This window comes from Mucilaginibacter terrae, from assembly GCF_031951985.1.
GTDB lineage: Bacteria > Bacteroidota > Bacteroidia > Sphingobacteriales > Sphingobacteriaceae > Mucilaginibacter > Mucilaginibacter terrae_A.
The window spans coordinates 4,723,013-4,739,398 of sequence record NZ_JAVLVU010000001.1 but is presented as its reverse complement, the minus strand read 5'-3'; the positions used below and the strand labels follow the sequence as shown (position 1 = coordinate 4,739,398).

The following is a 16,386-nucleotide window of genomic DNA, read 5'->3' as shown; positions in this document are numbered from 1 at the left end:
AATATAGGTAGTGAATGAGCGAATCAGTGAATTTGCGAGTGAATTCTAATTCCCTTTTAACATTCACTCATTCACAACTCACTCATTCACTCATTGCTTCAATCTTGTATGCCTTTTACATTTACTTTAATAATGCTGGGGTGCGCCATGCCCAGGGTTTTGCCGGGTGTGGTGCTTAGGTAAGCAGTAAGATAACCATCAACCACGCCTTTCATTATTTTAATACGATGCTCTACCTCGTCGTAAATACCTATGGTTGGTTTATCAAAATGCAGTTTACCGTTTTGGTCTACAAACAATTGCATAGAATGATAGAAATCGGCGTAGGCCTTGTGTATGGTAATATCAAACTCGGGCAGCAGGTAATTATCGGCCAGTGTGGCATCCTTCAGGGCATCATCTTTCTTCAATATTTTTTGCGATACCGTTACCTGTGGAACCCTGCTGGTGAACGTGACCGGCTCGGTAGCGGCAAAGGCATGCTTCTTCATATCGGCTATTGATTCGCGCACGCGCTTTTGTATAAACAGGGTATCGCGGCGGGGCGGCTTTTGCAGTTCTTGTACGGTGGTATGCAACTTATTTTTGATGTAGTTATTGCTGTACAGGGTCATATAAATTTGCCCGGTGGTATCCATAATATGCTTGTTGCGCACGTATAGCACCTGAAACTTCATACTATCGGGGTGCAACTGTTTTATTTTGAGCCAGGAGTGCGCCACGTTCACTACCGAATCGTGGTCGAAAATGATACCGTCGTTTATAAAACGTTGCAGCACCAGGCTAAATATGCGCACCGAATCTTTACCGGGCAAGAAGGTAACGCGCCACTCGGGCTGCAGGTGGTAGCCTTGCTGATGAAAGCCTAAGCCGTTCTCGTACTCGCGACGGATCTCGGTATAGGCAATACCCTCAATGGGTTTAAAAGAAATGCGCTCGTGCTTACTCTCGGGCGAGGTGCCCTGCACGGCCAGATCTTTTGGTGGCGTTTTTTGTGTACACGAAAAACAGAACAGGCCGGTAGCCAACATTAACATCAAACGGACCGAAACGGTAAAATGCCGGTAGAAAATCATACCCGCCAAAATAAGCCGAAAATGGCAATTACGCAACAAGAGCCGGGGTTTTGTCTTTTCTCAATTCCCCTCTTGAGAGGGGGCGGGTAAGACTGGGCGTAAGCAGGGGTGTGTAATTCGCAAACTTTGCGTGTACACAATGACACACCCCTCCACCCCTCTCAAGAGGGGAATCGCACGTTTCCCCTGTTAAAATCAGCGGCAATTATTAGGTTTTAGCAGGGTCTCTCGTAGAGGACCCTGCACTGCGTTGGGCTATGGGTTTTATGAGTAACTTGTACTGCAGGGTCCTCGATGAGAGACCCCGCTCGGACAAATTTAACGTTCTATTAAACTCCTCTCTTGAGAAGGGGCGGGCAAGGCAGCGCGTAGGCAGGGGTGTGTAATTCGCAAACTTTGCGTGTACACAATGACACACCCCTCCACCCCTCTCAAGAGGGGAATCGCACGTTTCCCCTGCTCTTTGCAATAAAAATAAGCGGCAATTATTATATATTTATGCCTTACAAACATTATTCAACAAAACCTCACATGAGTTTATTTTCAAAATTACTGGGCAACGCGGGTGTTGCCGACTCTGCCGAACTGAACAAAGATTACGGCTTTTTAATGGCTGAGGGCGAAGCTATTGAAATTGGCTTTAAGCTATTTAGAGACGTATTTATTTTTACTAACAAACGCCTTATTTTGGTTGACAAACAAGGCATTACGGGCAGTAAGGTAGAGTACATGTCGGTAGCTTATAAGAGCATATCGCGCTTTAGCATTACAACGGCCGGTCACCTCGATTTGGATGCCGAACTGAACATTTGGGTATCGGGCGAAGCCACGGCCAGCATTAGCAAGAAGTTTAACAAGCAGGTTAATATTTACGATCTGCAGAAAATATTGGCGCAGCACGTATTGTAAGGATAAATATACGGTTGGTGTTAGGCCAACCGTATACTTTGATCTCCCCTCTATGCCGTTCCGCATTTTTTTGCTGAAAACCGCGAAATTGCCCGATTTTACCATGGTGTTTCAAAAAGTGTTTCATAAAACATATTGAACGGGTTGAACGCTGACCCGTCCTGAAAAAAGTTTACACTTTGTGTGGTTAATACTGTTATTGATTTACACTTTAAAGGTACGTACTAAAATAAGTTTACACAACATCCGCATACTGTTGCTTTACCGGGTAGTAATTCTGCCACCTTCGTTTGATCGGCCCTGTCAGCCTGTGGGCTTGTTCAGGTGTCATCATATCCAGGCTACTGTGCGGGCGCAGGGTATTATAGATAATAACAGCCTGCCTGATGCTTTGCCTGGCACTGCTGATATCTGCGTATCTTTCCTGCAATAGTTCCATCTTGAGGATCCCGTTAACCCGTTCTGCAATGGCATTGTCGCGCGGGTTACCACTTTGCGTCATGCTGATAGAGATCCCATTTTGCTTTAATAACTCCGTATATGCCCCGCTGCAGTATTGTATGCCCCGGTCCGAATGATGCACCAGGGGATGGTTTCCTTCCCGTTGCTTCAGTGCCATCTTTAAAGCCTGCAGGCAATTGTCCGTAGAAAGGTCATGGCTCATTGAAAAGCCAATGACCTTTCGGCTGTAAGCATCTGTTACCAGGCTCAGATAGGCAAAGCCTTCCCCCATGCGGATATAGGTAATATCGCTCACCCAAAGCTGGCCCGGACGGTCTATAACCATCTCTTTTACCAGGTCCGGGTACTTCCTGAAGCGGTGGTAGGAAAACGTGGTGCGTGCATGACGGCGCTTCTGCCGCACCAGCAGCCCGCTTTCCCGTAACAACACAAAGAATGCATCACGGCCTATAGCCGGCTGCAGCAGTGAAAACAGCTTCCTCGTCCCTATACGGGGTTGCTCCCTGCGGTAAGCCAGTACCTGCTGGACGAGCTCTTCCTGGCCGAAGCTCCGACGTTCCGTTGCTTTTAAATACTGATAATAAGCTTGTGTGCTGTAACCAAGCAGTCCGCACAGTTCACGCAAGCCACGTGAATGTGCCGTTATACTTACTCCGACCGCCTGATGCCAGACTTTTTTCTGATGTTAGTGCCCAGCTCCTGATCTGCTATATCGATGATATTGTTCAACAGTTCGTTCCTTAAACGCTCCTTGCGCAGCAGCTCTCTGAGCTGTGCTACATCATCAGGCATGGACGTGTCCTGCTCTTCCTGGGTTTTTTTAATGGGGTGCTCTTTTTTCACAATTCGATGGATAGTAGCCGCAGAGGTACTATACTTTTTGGCTAAGCTACGAAAACTTAGCCCGTGCGTGATCCGGTCATGAAGGATCTTCGCTATCTGGCTCTTGTTCATGGTTACACTTTCTGTTTTTATTGTGTAAACCTTAGCCAGGACAAGTCACGCATGAAACGCAGTTGAACACCTTGAACAGTTAGTGAAGTTTGTGCCGGTTAAAAGTCTAAGGCTGTGCAGATTTGTGCTTGAAAATTACTAATAGCGGGGTTAGTGATGAGCCAACCAAAAAAATGAATTAAATTTTGAATACTTTTGTAAATGCAAGTTTTGCTAAATCTTCTGTTCGCTGATTTATTTGTTCCTGTTCCCATATCAAAGAAGATTTCAATGTATCATCGACAAAAACACTTGATTTTATTAAAGTTTTAATTTTCTCAGCAAAGTCTCTATTTGCCAAATCGTTATTGGTTTTTTGATCGATGAAAATTAAATTTCCTATAGTGCCAACATATTCATCATAATTAGCAGGTTTATGTGAAATACTTTGAGCTGCTATGTGCTCTAATGTCATTTGTTCATAGTTGATTACAACTCCACTACTATTAAAATGACGATCTATTTTTCCTAAAGTATATTGAAGAATGCGTTTTTGTCTTGTATAGTTGTTAGTGAATTTTAATGTTCTAAAGCTTGCTAAAAACTCATCATAAGTAGGCAGTTTTTCTCTCATTCGTCCTTTCAATTCACGAATAGCATTTAACTTTTCACTATCATCTTTTGCATTATATAGTTCCCTCGCAAAAGTAGAATACATTGAAGCTATACCTCCAGAAGAGCGTTGCGAAGTAATAGCAGTAAAAATATAGTGAAAATGTTCTATTGCCTCTAAACCTTCCTTAGCATATTTAAACTTTAATCGTCCTGAAGCAAACTCCCTCATAATTGATAAAACCATAGGTGTTTGTTGGGTCACCTTAAAACTTGACAAAAAGTCAAGTGATGATTTTAGTGGTAATTCATTTCGATTCCATTTACGTAATTGAGTATCAAAAACTGATTTATAAATCTCAGAGTCCATTAACAAGTCGTCTAAGAAAGACTTTGCTTGTCCTGGTTTAATTGTGTTCTTTAATTTTTTAAATAAAGTTTTGGTAGTCGTAAAATCATATTTCGACAGCCAAACATGGAGCAAAAAAGTGTCAATGTCGAGATCAATAGTAGTACTATCAATATTATCTCTGATTTGCCCCCATTTATCTTTTGGTAAATCAACTTTTGAATTTTTCGCTTTAATGTTCTTTGTGAGATAATTTTTAACCAAATCAGCTACACTTAGATCTTTACCTCTTGTATTAAGCGTCTCGAATATTATATAAGCATCATCTTCATTATCAAGTTCAATATAAATTACCTTGAGTTTTAAATTTTGTCACGAATTTCATTTAGTTTTAATTTCGTAGCTTCAGTTTTTTGGCTCTTATCAAGTTGTTTATCATTCTTGATTAATTGAATTGTTTCCTTGATGAAATTTGTTATTTGAGCGAAAGCATTTTTAAGATTTATCTCTTCATAACCAAAATTGACCAATGTTTCAGGTTCATCAAATTTTTGAATGTGTTCTTGGAAGTAAGGGTATGATGTTTCAGTTTGTAGAACAAACTGGTTTTCATCTTCAAGGTTAGTTTTCTCTATTAAAACATGAACTCCATTTGCTAAATTTTGGAACCCTTCTTTAACGTAAAAATCTCTCAATGCGCATAAAATCATCGTAATAGTAGTTAATCGTTGTTGGCCGTCAACTACCCCAAATAACTCTCCCCCGCTTTTGGTATAAACCACTATTGAGCCGATAAAGTAGTCGGCTTCACTGTCAATAACTGAGTCACTCCAAAATTCAAGTACTTGATCTTTTTCCCATGAATAGGGACGTTGAAATCTTGGAATATGATAATATCCTGTCTCGAAAACTTTACGTATCTCTTTATCTATACAAGTAATTTTCATGTGATAAATTTAGCACCCCTAATATGATAAATATTTTAGACTATGATATATGTTAATTAAGTATAATATATTAAGACTGGCATTTGCTCATTATAACAACAAAAAAGGCCGTTCCAAAAAGAAAAGGCCTGCATATTATTCCAAAATCAAAACCCCTACGGCAAACACTTAACCTTCAGCTTCACGCTATAATCAGGGTTCAACGGTTCGTTGGTTTGGATAAGCCTTTGCGCACCGGTATTGGCGGGGCATGCTATGGCGTTGGGGGCATCGTAAACCAGGTCGGGTTTGGTATCAACTAACTGTTGCGGTACAAATATTTGTGTTTTGGTTACCGAGTACCCACTGGGTATATATCGCACGTAATACCCATCGGGGTGCAAGCTCCACGTGCCCGACGGAAACTCGGTATTGACCGATGGCGCTATGCCTGCCAATACGGCGTAACGTTCCATCTCCTCGTAACTGGCATTGCCTGATGCTGCCAGGCGGCGTATATTGTTTTCGGCCTCAAACACGGCCTGTACAGGTTCGGGTAATTGCGCTTTGGCCTTGTCCATTACGCTGGCGGGTAGTATGCCCAATGCACCGCCTTCCAGCTTCAGCAAATCGGCCGATGATAGTAAGGTGGTGGCCGTTAATTTAATGGTGGTATTATAATCGGCAAAGCGGGTGCGGGCAATAATAGCCCACAAAAGCTGCTGTATATCGCGCTGGCTCACATTGGGGTGCTTTTCGCCGCTTTTAAGTATGGCTACCACTACATCGTGCTTGGGGCCAAGCACGGGGGCCAGCATATAACCATCGCCATTGCTTGGGCCGCGGGTTCCGGCGTGCAGGCAGTAGCTTTTGTTGGTCATTTCATAATAACCGGCGCATAGCTTATAACCGCCGTTAGCACCTTTGGGCAACAGGTATAAAGGCTGCGCAACCTGGCCTTCCTGAAAAGTGGGCGGTTTCATGCCTTTGGTATCTACATCCTTAAAATTGGTGGTTATGGCTGCGGGCTGTTTCAGTATTTTGTTGAGCCCGGTGCTTCCAGCCAGTTCGGCACCCTTGTCAATAATTTTGCCGAAGCCGCCAAACTGCGCCTGCACCGGGTTAATGCACATAAACGTGGCTGATAGAGCCAGTAATAATAGTTTTTTCATATGTAAGGTAAGTGTTTGTGAGCCTAAATTATGAAAAGTTTATTAACTGGTTGTTAATATGATTGCTTTTGTGGTGAAGATGGGTGGGCAGGCATAATTAGTGTTGAATTCTGGCTAAGAATAGTTTGCGAGCGCTCATTCGCCGCTGAGGCTTTGTTCTTTGTCATAGCCACAAAGAACCAAAAGGCCTATTCATCGCAATCCCTTCCTCCCCATAGGCAGCACCCGGCCGGGTGCGCTGAATGCCCCGCGCTCGTTTAACAGTGCAAAGGCTTTTCTCTTACGTCGCCTCTCAGCTTCGGGGCGAAAGCAGGGCAGCACATGATGGCCTGTGCGTAGGCAAGGGCCTCTTAGATTTTGATGAAGCGCAGCCCTAAGCGGGAGCAAAGCGGGGCAAAAGCTAAGCAGCCTGTGGTGTTGCCCGGCTTTGCAGCGGTGGCTCTGTGCGACAACGAAGCATAGCGGAGGTGACTTGAATTTTTGCTTATTTTGTTTCAAGACAAAAGAAGTAGCCCCCGCGGCAATGAGCGGTAGAAAAGCGGTAGGTAAACAAACTGCTAACCAATAACTTAAACCGCACACCAATCGTCCGTAAACGAACATCCTTCACTAACCAATTCTTACACAAAAACCTAAAAATCAAACAATTAAATAATTGGCTTATATTGTGCATAGGTTAAGACATTATCTTTAACCGTACACCTATGCTTAAAAGTTACATCCTCATATCATGGCGATACCTGATGCGTAATAAGGTATCATCGCTGATCAGCGTATCGGGTTTGGCCATTGGGTTTGCCTGTGTAATGTGGATTGGTTTGTACATTAAAACCGAACTGGCTTATGATAGCTTTGTAAATGATGCCTCGCGCGTTTACCGCGTAAACCTGAAAGGCAAAATGGGCGACAGTGAGTTTTATGCCGGTTACACCCCTCCCCCGGCCGGCAAGGCGCTTATGGATAACTTCCCCGAGGTAGAAAGCTACACCCGCATCTATAACCCGGGCAACCTGCTTATACGCAATGTTGACGAAAACAAGTCGTTTGTAGAGCGACGGATATTTGCAGTAGATTCTAACTTTTTGCAGATGCTTACCTACCCCTTACTGGAGGGCAACCCGGCAACCTGTTTGCTCGACCCGCACTCGGTGGTATTAACCGAGGCATCGGCCAAGAAATACTTTGGTAACACTAACCCCTTAGGCAAACTGCTGCAGGCCGACCGCACCAAAGACCCGCTCAAAGTTACCGGTGTAATTAAGGATGTGGCGCAAACCTCCTCATTAAAGTTTGATATGCTGGTACCTGTAAGCAATTACAGCGAGGTAAAATACTTTAACTGGAGCTGGGTATGGCTCAATATGGCTACTTACATCAAGCTCAAACCATCGGCGGCAGCCAACCCTAATGTGGCCAAAAACCTCGAAAGCAAGTTTCCGGCCATGCTGCGCGTACTGGCCGCCCCGGCTTTTAAGCGCATAGGTAAAAATTATGATGAGTTCCTGAAAAAAGGCGGTTACTGGGATCTGCACTTACAGGCTCTGCCTGATGTGCATTTGGGTTCGGCAGGTATAACATCGGTGGTCACTACTCAAAACGATATTAAAAACCTGTACATATTAGGCGCTATTGGCTTGTTCATTATCATACTTGCCTGTGTAAACTTTATTAACCTGAGTACCGCACAGGCGGCCAAACGCGCCAAAGAAATTGGCGTGCGCAAGGTAATGGGTTCGGAGAAAAGTCAGTTGGTGCAGCAGTTCCTCACCGAGGCGTTGTTTATGAGCCTGTTTGCGGTAATAGTTGCGGTGCTAATGATTTGGGCGTTGCTGCCTTACTTTAACCAGTTATCGGGCAAGGATATAACTTCGGCCATGTTATTGAATGGCCAATTCTGGCTGTTTACAGCTGCATTAATTGCCGTGGTTACTTTGTTGGCGGGCAGTTACCCGGCGTTTTACCTATCATCGTTTAAACCGGTAAGCATACTTAAAGGGTTCAGTATATTTAAAAGCAGCAAGGGCAACAGCGGGGTGCGTAACGGGTTGGTGGTGTTTCAGTTTACCGTATCAACAGCGTTAATTATATGCACCTTGGTGGTATATATGCAGTTGCGCTATATTCAAAACCGCGATTTAGGTTTTGATAAAGAAAACGTAGTAGTATTTGCCAATGCCGAAAAACTGGGCAACAGCGAGGAGCAATTCAGACAGGAATTGGAAGCCTTGCCCCAAATTGCAAGTGTGGGCAAATCAACCAGCATGTTCACCCGCGAATCGTTCGGCGATTTTTATGTGCCCATTGCCACATCGCCCAACGAGCATATTGCCAAGGATATTACCCTTGGCTCGTACATGGTTGATGATGATTTTGTGAAAACACTCGACATCAAGATCACCAAAGGCCGTACATTCGATAAAAACTTCAACGATTCGCTATCGGTAATTTTAAACGAGGCCGCCGTAAAGCAAATAGGCTGGAAAGACCCCATTGGCCGGTACATTCGTTACCCCGGCGGTAAAATGGAGCTGTATAAAGTGGTAGGCGTGGTTAAAGATTTTAACTTTGATTCGTTGCACGATGCTATTGAGCCGTTTGCGTTTTTTAGTTATTCATCAAAGAGTTACGATGCTTTCAGTTCGGTTATCATAGCCCGTTTAAAGCCCGGTAACCCAACTAATACACTCAATCAAATTGGCAACAAGTGGAAAAACTACAATGCCATACAACCGTTTGAGTACAGCTTTTTAAATGCCGACCTGAACGCCCTCTACGTGGCCGACCATCAAATGGGCAGCCTGTTATTCATTTTCACATCGCTATCCATCTTTGTGGCTTGTTTAGGCTTATTAGGCCTGGTAATTTACACTGCCGAACGCCGCACCAAAGAGATAGGTATACGTAAAGTACTGGGTGCATCGGTAGCGCAAATTACCCTGCTGCTCTCTAAAGATTTTGTAAAACTGGTTATCATGGCTATTGTAATAGCATCGCCCCTGGCCTGGTACGCCATGAACAAGTGGCTGCAAAACTTTAACTATCACATTACCATAAGCTGGTGGTTATTTGCCGCTGCGGGACTACTTGCCGTTTTTATAGCCTTTGTTACGCTCAGCTTTCAATCGGTTAAGGCGGCACTTGCTAACCCTGTTAAAAATTTAAAAACCGAGTAGCTGTAATTTTCCAAGCCTATATAACGTTATGGTAGCGTAAAACTACCGCAGATAATTTACACCAAAATCCTGTAAGCGGTAGTTTACAGGATTTTGTATTTTTACCGCCGTGCAAAACGTTTTTAAAAAGCTACCGCTGTTTGTTATACCTGCTTTAATGCTTATGGGGCTGCTGGTTAATTCCTGCAAAAAGGAAACCGATGGTTCCTACATCAACAGTTTAATTACGTCGGGCGTGTGGCGGCTGGCATCGGTACGTACCGAGCTTTTGCATGGCGATACCACCAAACTGCGCGATACCCTGAACACCGATTGCTCGCGATTACAAGTGTTTACTTTTAACAATGGCGGTACCTGTACCTATGATAACTTTCATTGCATACAGCAGTCATCGCAAGGTACCTGGCAGTTAACCACCGCCATGAATGTGAATACCACCACGGTTAGTACCAACCTGGCCGATTCGGTTTTTTTAAGCTCGAACATGGTTTGTAAGGATACCTCAAAGGCCGGTAGCTCAAAACCCTTTGCGCGTGTACGGGTAACCAACCTGGGGCAAAACTCGCTGGTGCTCGAAAACGTTAAAACCGATACTGTTTACCGTACCCCGGTGGTGGTTTTAAGGCGATTGATTACCCGCTACGGGTTTATTCATTAATGGGATGTCAACTTGCGTTATTCTTGAAAATACTATATTTACCGCTATAAATAACAGTTACCGTGTCTAAAACCAAAATAGCCATTCTTGCATCAGGTTCAGGGTCAAACGCTCAAAAAATAATGGAGCATTTTAAGCACCACCCCGATGGCGAAGTAGTTTTGGTATTAACCAACAACCCGCAAGCTTACGTGCTGCAACGTGCCGATAACTTTGAGATACCCACCCACGTATTCACCCGCGAAGAGTTTTTTAAAACCGATGAGGTGGTAAAAATCCTCAAAAACATGCAAGTTGATTTGCTCGTGCTGGCCGGATTCCTTTGGCTTATTCCACAATCGTTATTAAAAGCATTTCCCAATCAAATTATCAATATTCACCCCTCACTCCTGCCTAAATACGGCGGTAAAGGCATGTACGGCGATCATGTTCACAAAGCCGTTTTGGCCGATGGTGAAACCGAATCGGGCATAACCATTCACTTTGTTAACGAACACTTTGACGAGGGCGAAACCATTCATCAGGCTAAATTTAAAATAGAACCTGAGGATACTTTGGATAGCATTAAACTCAAAGGCCAGCAACTGGAGCACCAGCATTTCCCTAAAGTGATTGAAGGATTGTTGAAGAAGGTAAAGGGAAGCGTTATTGAATAACACGGTGAGCTTATCGCTTATCTACCGCTTCTGAGCAGCGGAGGCTCTTTGTTCTTTCCTTGATGAAAGAACCAATACGTCTAAGGCGGACAACCTCCGCAATGCTTCGTTTCTCGCACAAGGCCCACGCTGCAAAGCCGGATAGCACCACAGGCTGGTTATCTTTTGCGCCACTTCCTTCCCGCTTTCCCTGCGCTTCAGCAAAATCTAAAAGGCCCCTCCTACCGCACAGTCCATGAGTGCTGCCCCGCTTTCGTCCCGAAGTTGGGAGATGACGAATAGCGGACAAGTACCTCTGCAAAGTAACAATATTCTGTTTAAAAGAAGTTCTCTTGAGTTAGATTCGCCTTCGCGAATAACTTCGCAACAGCAAAAACCCACTCAATGCTGCCAGTACCGATGCCAGCAGCACGGCAAACTTGGCCTCGGTTTGCAATAGCTTATTACTAAATGATAGCAAGCTGATGAAAATGGACATGGTAAAACCTATACCGGCTAACAATCCCATGCCGGCAATATGCGGCCATTTCACCTGTTGTGGCAGTTTACCTAACCGGGTTTTTACAGCCACGTAAGCCATGCCTATAATTCCAATAGGTTTGCCTAAAATAAGCCCGGCCACTATACCTAACCCCAGCGGACTAACTAAACCGTGCAGCATTTCGGCCTTGAAGGTAATATTGGTATTAGCCAGGGCAAATAAGGGCAAAATGATATAGTTGACCGGGTTGTGTAGCTTGTGTTCAAAATGAGCTGCCACCTCATCGCCTTTTTTATTACGCACGGGTACAGCCAGTGCCGTTAACACCCCGGCAACCGTAGCATGTATACCCGAGTGATGCACAAAATACCACATGACCACGCCTGGAATGACGTAAGCCCATATGCTCTTCACCTCAAAAAAGTTAAACACCAGTAGCAACCCAAAAACTGCCAATACATAAAGCAGGTAGGTAAATTCGATGCTTTGTGTGTAAAAAACAGCTACCACTACAATGGCTCCCAAATCATCGGCTATGGCCAGCGCGGTTAAAAAAACCTTGAGCGCAGGCGGAACTATTTTGCGGATGGCATTCAATATAGCCACGGCAAAAGCAATATCGGTAGCCATGGGTATACCCCAACCATTGGCCGTGGGTGTACCGTAGTTAAGCAAAAAGTATATTGCGGCCGGAACCAGCATTCCCCCCACGGCGCAAAACACCGGCAGCGATGCCTTTTGAAACTCAGATAGCTGCCCCTCAACAATTTCGCGCTTAATTTCAAGCCCCGCCATGAAGAAGAATATGGCCATCAGTCCATCGTTTACCCAGCTAATGAGCGGATATATTAATTCCAACTGGCCAATGTAAAAACCCGTATGGCTATTTAACACGGCTTGAAAGGTTGAGGCTAACGGAGAATTGGCAATAACCAACGATGCAATAACGCTTGTTAGCAGCAAAATACCCCCCGGCAGCCGGATGATTTATAAAATCGAAAGTTTGTCTTAATAAACGTTTAGCCATTGCAGCTAATATACCATTTGAGGCTTAAATAGATTTAAAATTTCACATTGTAACATATCACCAGCTTTCATCGTCAAGGTAAAACCTTAACTATCACATGTACATGAAAAAATTTATCTACTTATTAATGATACCGGTTTTACTGCTAAGTTTAAGCTGCAAGAAAAGCAACATCCATCCTCCAAAAACTTCTGAAGAAGAACTGCCGCAGCCCGGTAACAGCAATTTTCCTGAATGGGTAACGTATGATCACGCCAGTTCTCCCCTGCCCAATGATCAGGTGAATGCCATAGCCATTGGCAAAAACAATGTTAAATGGATGGGAACGGCCGAGGGATTAGCCCGACTGGAAGGCACTCAATGGACGATATACAACACCGGCAATTCGCCCCTGCCCTCAAATCATATACAAGCGTTAACAGTTGAAGATAATGGTACGGTTTGGGTGGGTACGCCCGATGGCCTTGCCCGCTTTAATGGCACTAACTGGAATGTATATACCACCGCCAACAGCCTGCTCACCAACAATGGTATTAAGTGCATGGCTTACGATGCCGGGCGCAACACCGTTTGGGCAGGCACCGAAGAAGGCATCATTAAAATAACCAACGGCAACTGGCAATACATCGATCATTTTGAAACCATCCTTTCCATGGCGGTTGACCACAATGGCGCCCTGTGGATGGGAGAATTTAAAGGTTTTTCATTTGTAGGTGTCATTAAAAAATATCAAAACGGGCAATGGACAAGCTACCGGCTCGATCAGTTGGGCTATGCTTCGGCTTTTGCGTACAGTATTGCGGTAGATAAGAATGACAGGATTGTTGCTGCGCTTGCCGGAACCGTTGTAAAGGCAGTAATCCGCTTTGATGGAAACCATTGGGAAGAAGTTACCCGCCCCGAGCAGGCTCGTGGTTTCAGGGCCATGGTTATACAAAACGACAAGATTTGGGTAGGCGGTGCCACCTTTACCCTTTATGGCGACAGGAAATCACCGGTTATTGCTATTCCGGGGACTAATTCGCCGGTTTTGAGCATGGCTTTAGATGCCAATGGGCGCAAGTGGCTGGGCACTTATGATGGCGGTGTGGCGGTTTATCGTTAAGGCTCATTTTTAGCATAAAACAACTTACAATTCACTATTCACTAATAAACTAAATCACTACCTTTGCGGCTTCAAAAAACATTGTTGCATGAGCCAGTCTGTCCAAATCAAAAACGCGTTAATTTCGGTTTATTATAAGGATCATTTAGAGCCTGTTATTCACGAATTAAAACGCCTGGGGGTAAACATTTATTCAACCGGTGGTACCGAAACTTTTATCCGTAACCTGGGTGCCGATGTTATTCCGGTTGAAGACTTAACCTCATACCCTTCAATTTTGGGCGGACGTGTAAAAACTCTGCATCCTAAAGTATTTGGCGGCATTTTAGCCCGTCGTAATTTTGACAGCGATGAGCAGCAGTTAGCCGAGTACCAAATTCCGGAAATAGATTTGGTTATTGTTGACCTGTATCCGTTCGAAGAAACGGTTAACTCAGGTGCCGGTCACGAAGATATTATTGAGAAGATAGACATTGGCGGTATATCGCTTATTCGTGCTGCGGCTAAAAACTATAAAGACGTTGTGATCGTAGCCTCTAAAGATGATTACCAGGAATTAGAAAGCCTGTTAAAAACGCAGGAAGGCACTACCACTTATGACCAGCGTCGTCGTTTTGCCTTAAAAGCATTCAACATTTCATCAAATTACGACAGCCACATTTTTGGTTACTTTAATAACCAGGAAGAAGAAGCACTGCCGGTTTTCAAACAAAGCATTCAAACCAGCCAGGTTTTACGCTACGGCGAAAACCCGCACCAGCAAGGCACTTTTTATGGCAACCTTGATGCCATGTTTAATAAACTGCATGGCAAAGAACTATCATACAACAACCTGGTTGACGTTGATGCCGCCGTTGCCTTGATAGACGAATTTAACGACCCTACAGTTGCCATATTAAAACATACCAACGCCTGTGGCATTGCTACCCGTACGCATATTAAAGATGCCTGGGTGGATGCACTGGCCTGCGACCCGGTTTCGGCCTTTGGTGGTGTGATCATTGCTAACGATGAAATTGATGCAGCAACGGCTACCGAGGTGAGCAAAATATTCTTCGAGGTATTAATAGCCCCGGCTTACACAAACGAGGCTATTGATATACTAAAAGCTAAAAAGAACCGTATAATACTGGTTCGCCAGCCGGTTGAATTGCCAACCAAACAGTTTAAAACCCTGTTGAATGGTGTAATTGAGCAAGATAAGGATTTGGTGATAGAAGGGCCTGATAAAATGACCGCTGTAACTACTAAGCAAGCAACCGAGCAGGAATTAAAAGACCTGTACTTTGCTAACAAAGTGGTTAAGCACACCAAATCAAATACCATTGTGTTGGCTAAAAACAATCGTTTAATTGCCAGCGGCGTGGGCCAAACCTCACGTGTTGATGCCTTACGCCAGGCAATTGAAAAAGCAGCCAGTTTTGGTTTTGATGTTAAAGGTTCGGTTATGGCTTCTGATGCGTTCTTCCCTTTCCCTGATTGTGTGGAGATAGCGGCCGATGCAGGCATTAGCGCGGTGTTGCAACCGGGTGGCTCAATTAAGGACCAGGACTCGATTAACAAGGCCAACGAAAAAGGTATTGCCATGGTAACTACGGGTGTTAGGCACTTTAAGCACTAATACCCCACCCAAACCCTCCCCGAGGGGGAGGGCGTTAGTACCTATCGCAATCAAAAAAAAAAGTCTCCCCTTTTGGGGGAGATTTAGAGGGGGTTTACAACATATTTTTATAATCTTTGCAGATTATTTGACATACGAAATCAATGGGTTTATTTAATTTTTTCACACAGGAAGTTGCTATTGATTTAGGAACTGCAAATACCCTCATTATACATAACGATAAGGTGGTGGTTGACGAGCCATCCATTGTTGCATTTGACCGCAAAACCAATAAGGTTATTGCCATTGGCCGTCAGGCTATGCAAATGGAAGGTAAAACCCACGAAAATATACGTACCGTGCGTCCGCTTAAGGATGGTGTAATTGCCGATTTTGATGCGGCAGAGCACATGATACGCGGTATGATCAAGATGATTAACAAAGGCAAGGGCTGGTTTTTCCCGTCGTTGCGTATGGTTATCTGTATCCCATCGGGTATTACTGAGGTTGAAAAACGTGCGGTACACCAATCGGCAGAGATTGCCGGTGCTAAAGAGGTTTACCTCATTCACGAACCAATGGCTGCTGCCGTAGGTATCGGTATCGATGTGGAGGAGCCAATGGGTAACATGATTATTGATATTGGTGGTGGTACTACCGAAATTGCGGTTATTGCCCTTTCGGGTATCGTGTGCGACCAGTCTATCCGCGTAGCGGGCGACAACTTCGACTCTGATATTGTGCAATACATCCGCCGTCAGCACAACATCATGATCGGCGATCGTACTGCCGAAAAGATCAAGATCGAAGTAGGTTCGGCATTGCCTGAGCTGGCAGATCCACCGGCAGATTTTGCTGTACAGGGCCGCGACCTGATGACCGGTGTGCCTAAGCAAATTACCGTATCATACACCGAGATTGCGCATTGTTTAGACAAGTCGATCTCTAAAATTGAAGAAGCTATCTTAAAAGCACTGGAGATCACACCTCCCGAGCTTTCGGCCGATATTTACCAAACCGGTATTTACTTAACCGGCGGTGGTGCGTTACTACGCGGTTTAGATAAACGTGTAGCTGCCAAAACCAAACTCCCCGTACACGTAGCCGAAGACCCACTCCGTGCCGTAGTACGCGGAACAGGTACCGCCCTTAAAAATATTGGTAACTATAAGTTTTTAATGCAATAATTTAAGCAGTGAGTGAAGGACTGAATTAGTGAATTAGTGAATGATAAATTCCATATTCGC

Annotated in this window: 14 protein-coding genes; 7 read left to right on the top strand and 7 right to left on the bottom strand. The window is 44.4% G+C overall.

Features of this window, described 5'->3' with window-relative positions:
* Positions 1-98: 98 nt before the first annotated feature.
* On the bottom strand, positions 99-1,076 hold the full coding sequence (locus tag QE417_RS20310; RefSeq protein WP_311953006.1) for a hypothetical protein: 978 nt from the start codon (positions 1,074-1,076) through the stop codon (positions 99-101).
* Positions 1,077-1,607: 531 nt separating this feature from the next.
* On the opposite strand from QE417_RS20310, the gene QE417_RS20305 reads away from it, so the two are divergent.
* On the top strand, positions 1,608-1,985 hold the full coding sequence (locus tag QE417_RS20305; RefSeq protein ID WP_311953003.1) for a PH domain-containing protein: 378 nt from the start codon (positions 1,608-1,610) through the stop codon (positions 1,983-1,985).
* 235 nt (positions 1,986-2,220) lie between these two features.
* Here the strand turns inward: QE417_RS20305 and QE417_RS20300 are convergent, their stop codons facing one another.
* The 5 genes from QE417_RS20300 to QE417_RS20280 all read right to left on the bottom strand — a co-directional run bounded on the left by QE417_RS20300 (position 2,221) and on the right by QE417_RS20280 (position 6,439).
* Positions 2,221-3,093, bottom strand: coding sequence for an IS3 family transposase (locus QE417_RS20300; protein WP_311954588.1), 873 nt, complete (start codon positions 3,091-3,093; stop codon positions 2,221-2,223).
* A 2-nt stretch (positions 3,094-3,095) separates the two neighbouring features.
* Positions 3,096-3,401 (bottom strand): hypothetical protein, encoded by a 306-nt coding sequence (locus QE417_RS20295; protein WP_311947754.1) that lies wholly within the window; start codon positions 3,399-3,401, stop codon positions 3,096-3,098.
* 178 nt (positions 3,402-3,579) lie between these two features.
* The gene (locus QE417_RS20290; RefSeq protein ID WP_376717555.1) at positions 3,580-4,692 is read right to left on the bottom strand and encodes a DUF262 domain-containing protein; all 1,113 of its coding nucleotides are present in this window, start codon (positions 4,690-4,692) and stop codon (positions 3,580-3,582) included.
* 11 nt (positions 4,693-4,703) lie between these two features.
* Positions 4,704-5,288: a DUF262 domain-containing protein gene (locus QE417_RS20285; protein ID WP_311952997.1), complete on the bottom strand. Its 585-nt coding sequence runs from the start codon at positions 5,286-5,288 to the stop codon at positions 4,704-4,706.
* A 155-nt stretch (positions 5,289-5,443) separates the two neighbouring features.
* Positions 5,444-6,439 (bottom strand): hypothetical protein, encoded by a 996-nt coding sequence (locus QE417_RS20280; RefSeq protein WP_311952994.1) that lies wholly within the window; start codon positions 6,437-6,439, stop codon positions 5,444-5,446.
* A gap of 704 nt (positions 6,440-7,143) precedes the next feature.
* Here QE417_RS20280 and QE417_RS20275 point away from each other — a divergent pair.
* The 3 genes from QE417_RS20275 to purN all read left to right on the top strand — a co-directional run bounded on the left by QE417_RS20275 (position 7,144) and on the right by purN (position 10,926).
* Positions 7,144-9,612, top strand: coding sequence for an ABC transporter permease (locus QE417_RS20275; RefSeq protein ID WP_311952991.1), 2,469 nt, complete (start codon positions 7,144-7,146; stop codon positions 9,610-9,612).
* Between the two features lie 109 nt (positions 9,613-9,721).
* Positions 9,722-10,270 carry a hypothetical protein gene (locus QE417_RS20270; RefSeq protein ID WP_311952989.1) on the top strand — a complete coding sequence of 183 codons (549 nt, stop codon included), beginning with the start codon at positions 9,722-9,724 and terminating at the stop codon, positions 10,268-10,270.
* Between the two features lie 62 nt (positions 10,271-10,332).
* Positions 10,333-10,926, top strand: coding sequence for a phosphoribosylglycinamide formyltransferase (gene purN / locus QE417_RS20265; protein WP_311952987.1), 594 nt, complete (start codon positions 10,333-10,335; stop codon positions 10,924-10,926).
* Between the two features lie 337 nt (positions 10,927-11,263).
* Here the strand turns inward: purN and nhaA are convergent, their stop codons facing one another.
* Positions 11,264-12,370, bottom strand: coding sequence for a Na+/H+ antiporter NhaA (gene nhaA, locus QE417_RS20260; RefSeq protein WP_311952985.1), 1,107 nt, complete (start codon positions 12,368-12,370; stop codon positions 11,264-11,266).
* A gap of 167 nt (positions 12,371-12,537) precedes the next feature.
* Here nhaA and QE417_RS20255 point away from each other — a divergent pair, with 167 nt between their 5' ends.
* The 3 genes from QE417_RS20255 (at position 12,538) to QE417_RS20245 (ending at position 16,326) form a co-directional block, all read left to right on the top strand.
* Positions 12,538-13,539, top strand: coding sequence for a ligand-binding sensor domain-containing protein (locus QE417_RS20255; protein WP_311952983.1), 1,002 nt, complete (start codon positions 12,538-12,540; stop codon positions 13,537-13,539).
* Positions 13,540-13,627: 88 nt separating this feature from the next.
* Positions 13,628-15,160 carry a bifunctional phosphoribosylaminoimidazolecarboxamide formyltransferase/IMP cyclohydrolase gene (gene purH / locus QE417_RS20250; RefSeq protein ID WP_311952982.1) on the top strand — a complete coding sequence of 511 codons (1,533 nt, stop codon included), beginning with the start codon at positions 13,628-13,630 and terminating at the stop codon, positions 15,158-15,160.
* Between the two features lie 143 nt (positions 15,161-15,303).
* Positions 15,304-16,326 (top strand): rod shape-determining protein, encoded by a 1,023-nt coding sequence (locus QE417_RS20245; protein WP_157539597.1) that lies wholly within the window; start codon positions 15,304-15,306, stop codon positions 16,324-16,326.
* Positions 16,327-16,386: the final 60 nt, after the last annotated feature.

What these genes read in the sequence shown, in the direction of transcription:
- QE417_RS20310 (WP_311953006.1), bottom strand. Translation starts at nt 1,076, where the DNA reads ATGATTTTCTACCGGCATTTTACCGTTTCGGTCCGTTTGATGTTAATG.
- QE417_RS20305 (WP_311953003.1), top strand. Translation starts at nt 1,608, where the DNA reads ATGAGTTTATTTTCAAAATTACTGGGCAACGCGGGTGTTGCCGACTCT.
- QE417_RS20295 (WP_311947754.1), bottom strand. Translation starts at nt 3,401, where the DNA reads ATGAACAAGAGCCAGATAGCGAAGATCCTTCATGACCGGATCACGCAC.
- QE417_RS20285 (WP_311952997.1), bottom strand. Translation starts at nt 5,288, where the DNA reads ATGAAAATTACTTGTATAGATAAAGAGATACGTAAAGTTTTCGAGACA.
- QE417_RS20280 (WP_311952994.1), bottom strand. Translation starts at nt 6,439, where the DNA reads ATGAAAAAACTATTATTACTGGCTCTATCAGCCACGTTTATGTGCATT.
- QE417_RS20275 (WP_311952991.1), top strand. Translation starts at nt 7,144, where the DNA reads ATGCTTAAAAGTTACATCCTCATATCATGGCGATACCTGATGCGTAAT.
- QE417_RS20255 (WP_311952983.1), top strand. Translation starts at nt 12,538, where the DNA reads ATGAAAAAATTTATCTACTTATTAATGATACCGGTTTTACTGCTAAGT.
- purH (WP_311952982.1), top strand. Translation starts at nt 13,628, where the DNA reads ATGAGCCAGTCTGTCCAAATCAAAAACGCGTTAATTTCGGTTTATTAT.
- QE417_RS20245 (WP_157539597.1), top strand. Translation starts at nt 15,304, where the DNA reads ATGGGTTTATTTAATTTTTTCACACAGGAAGTTGCTATTGATTTAGGA.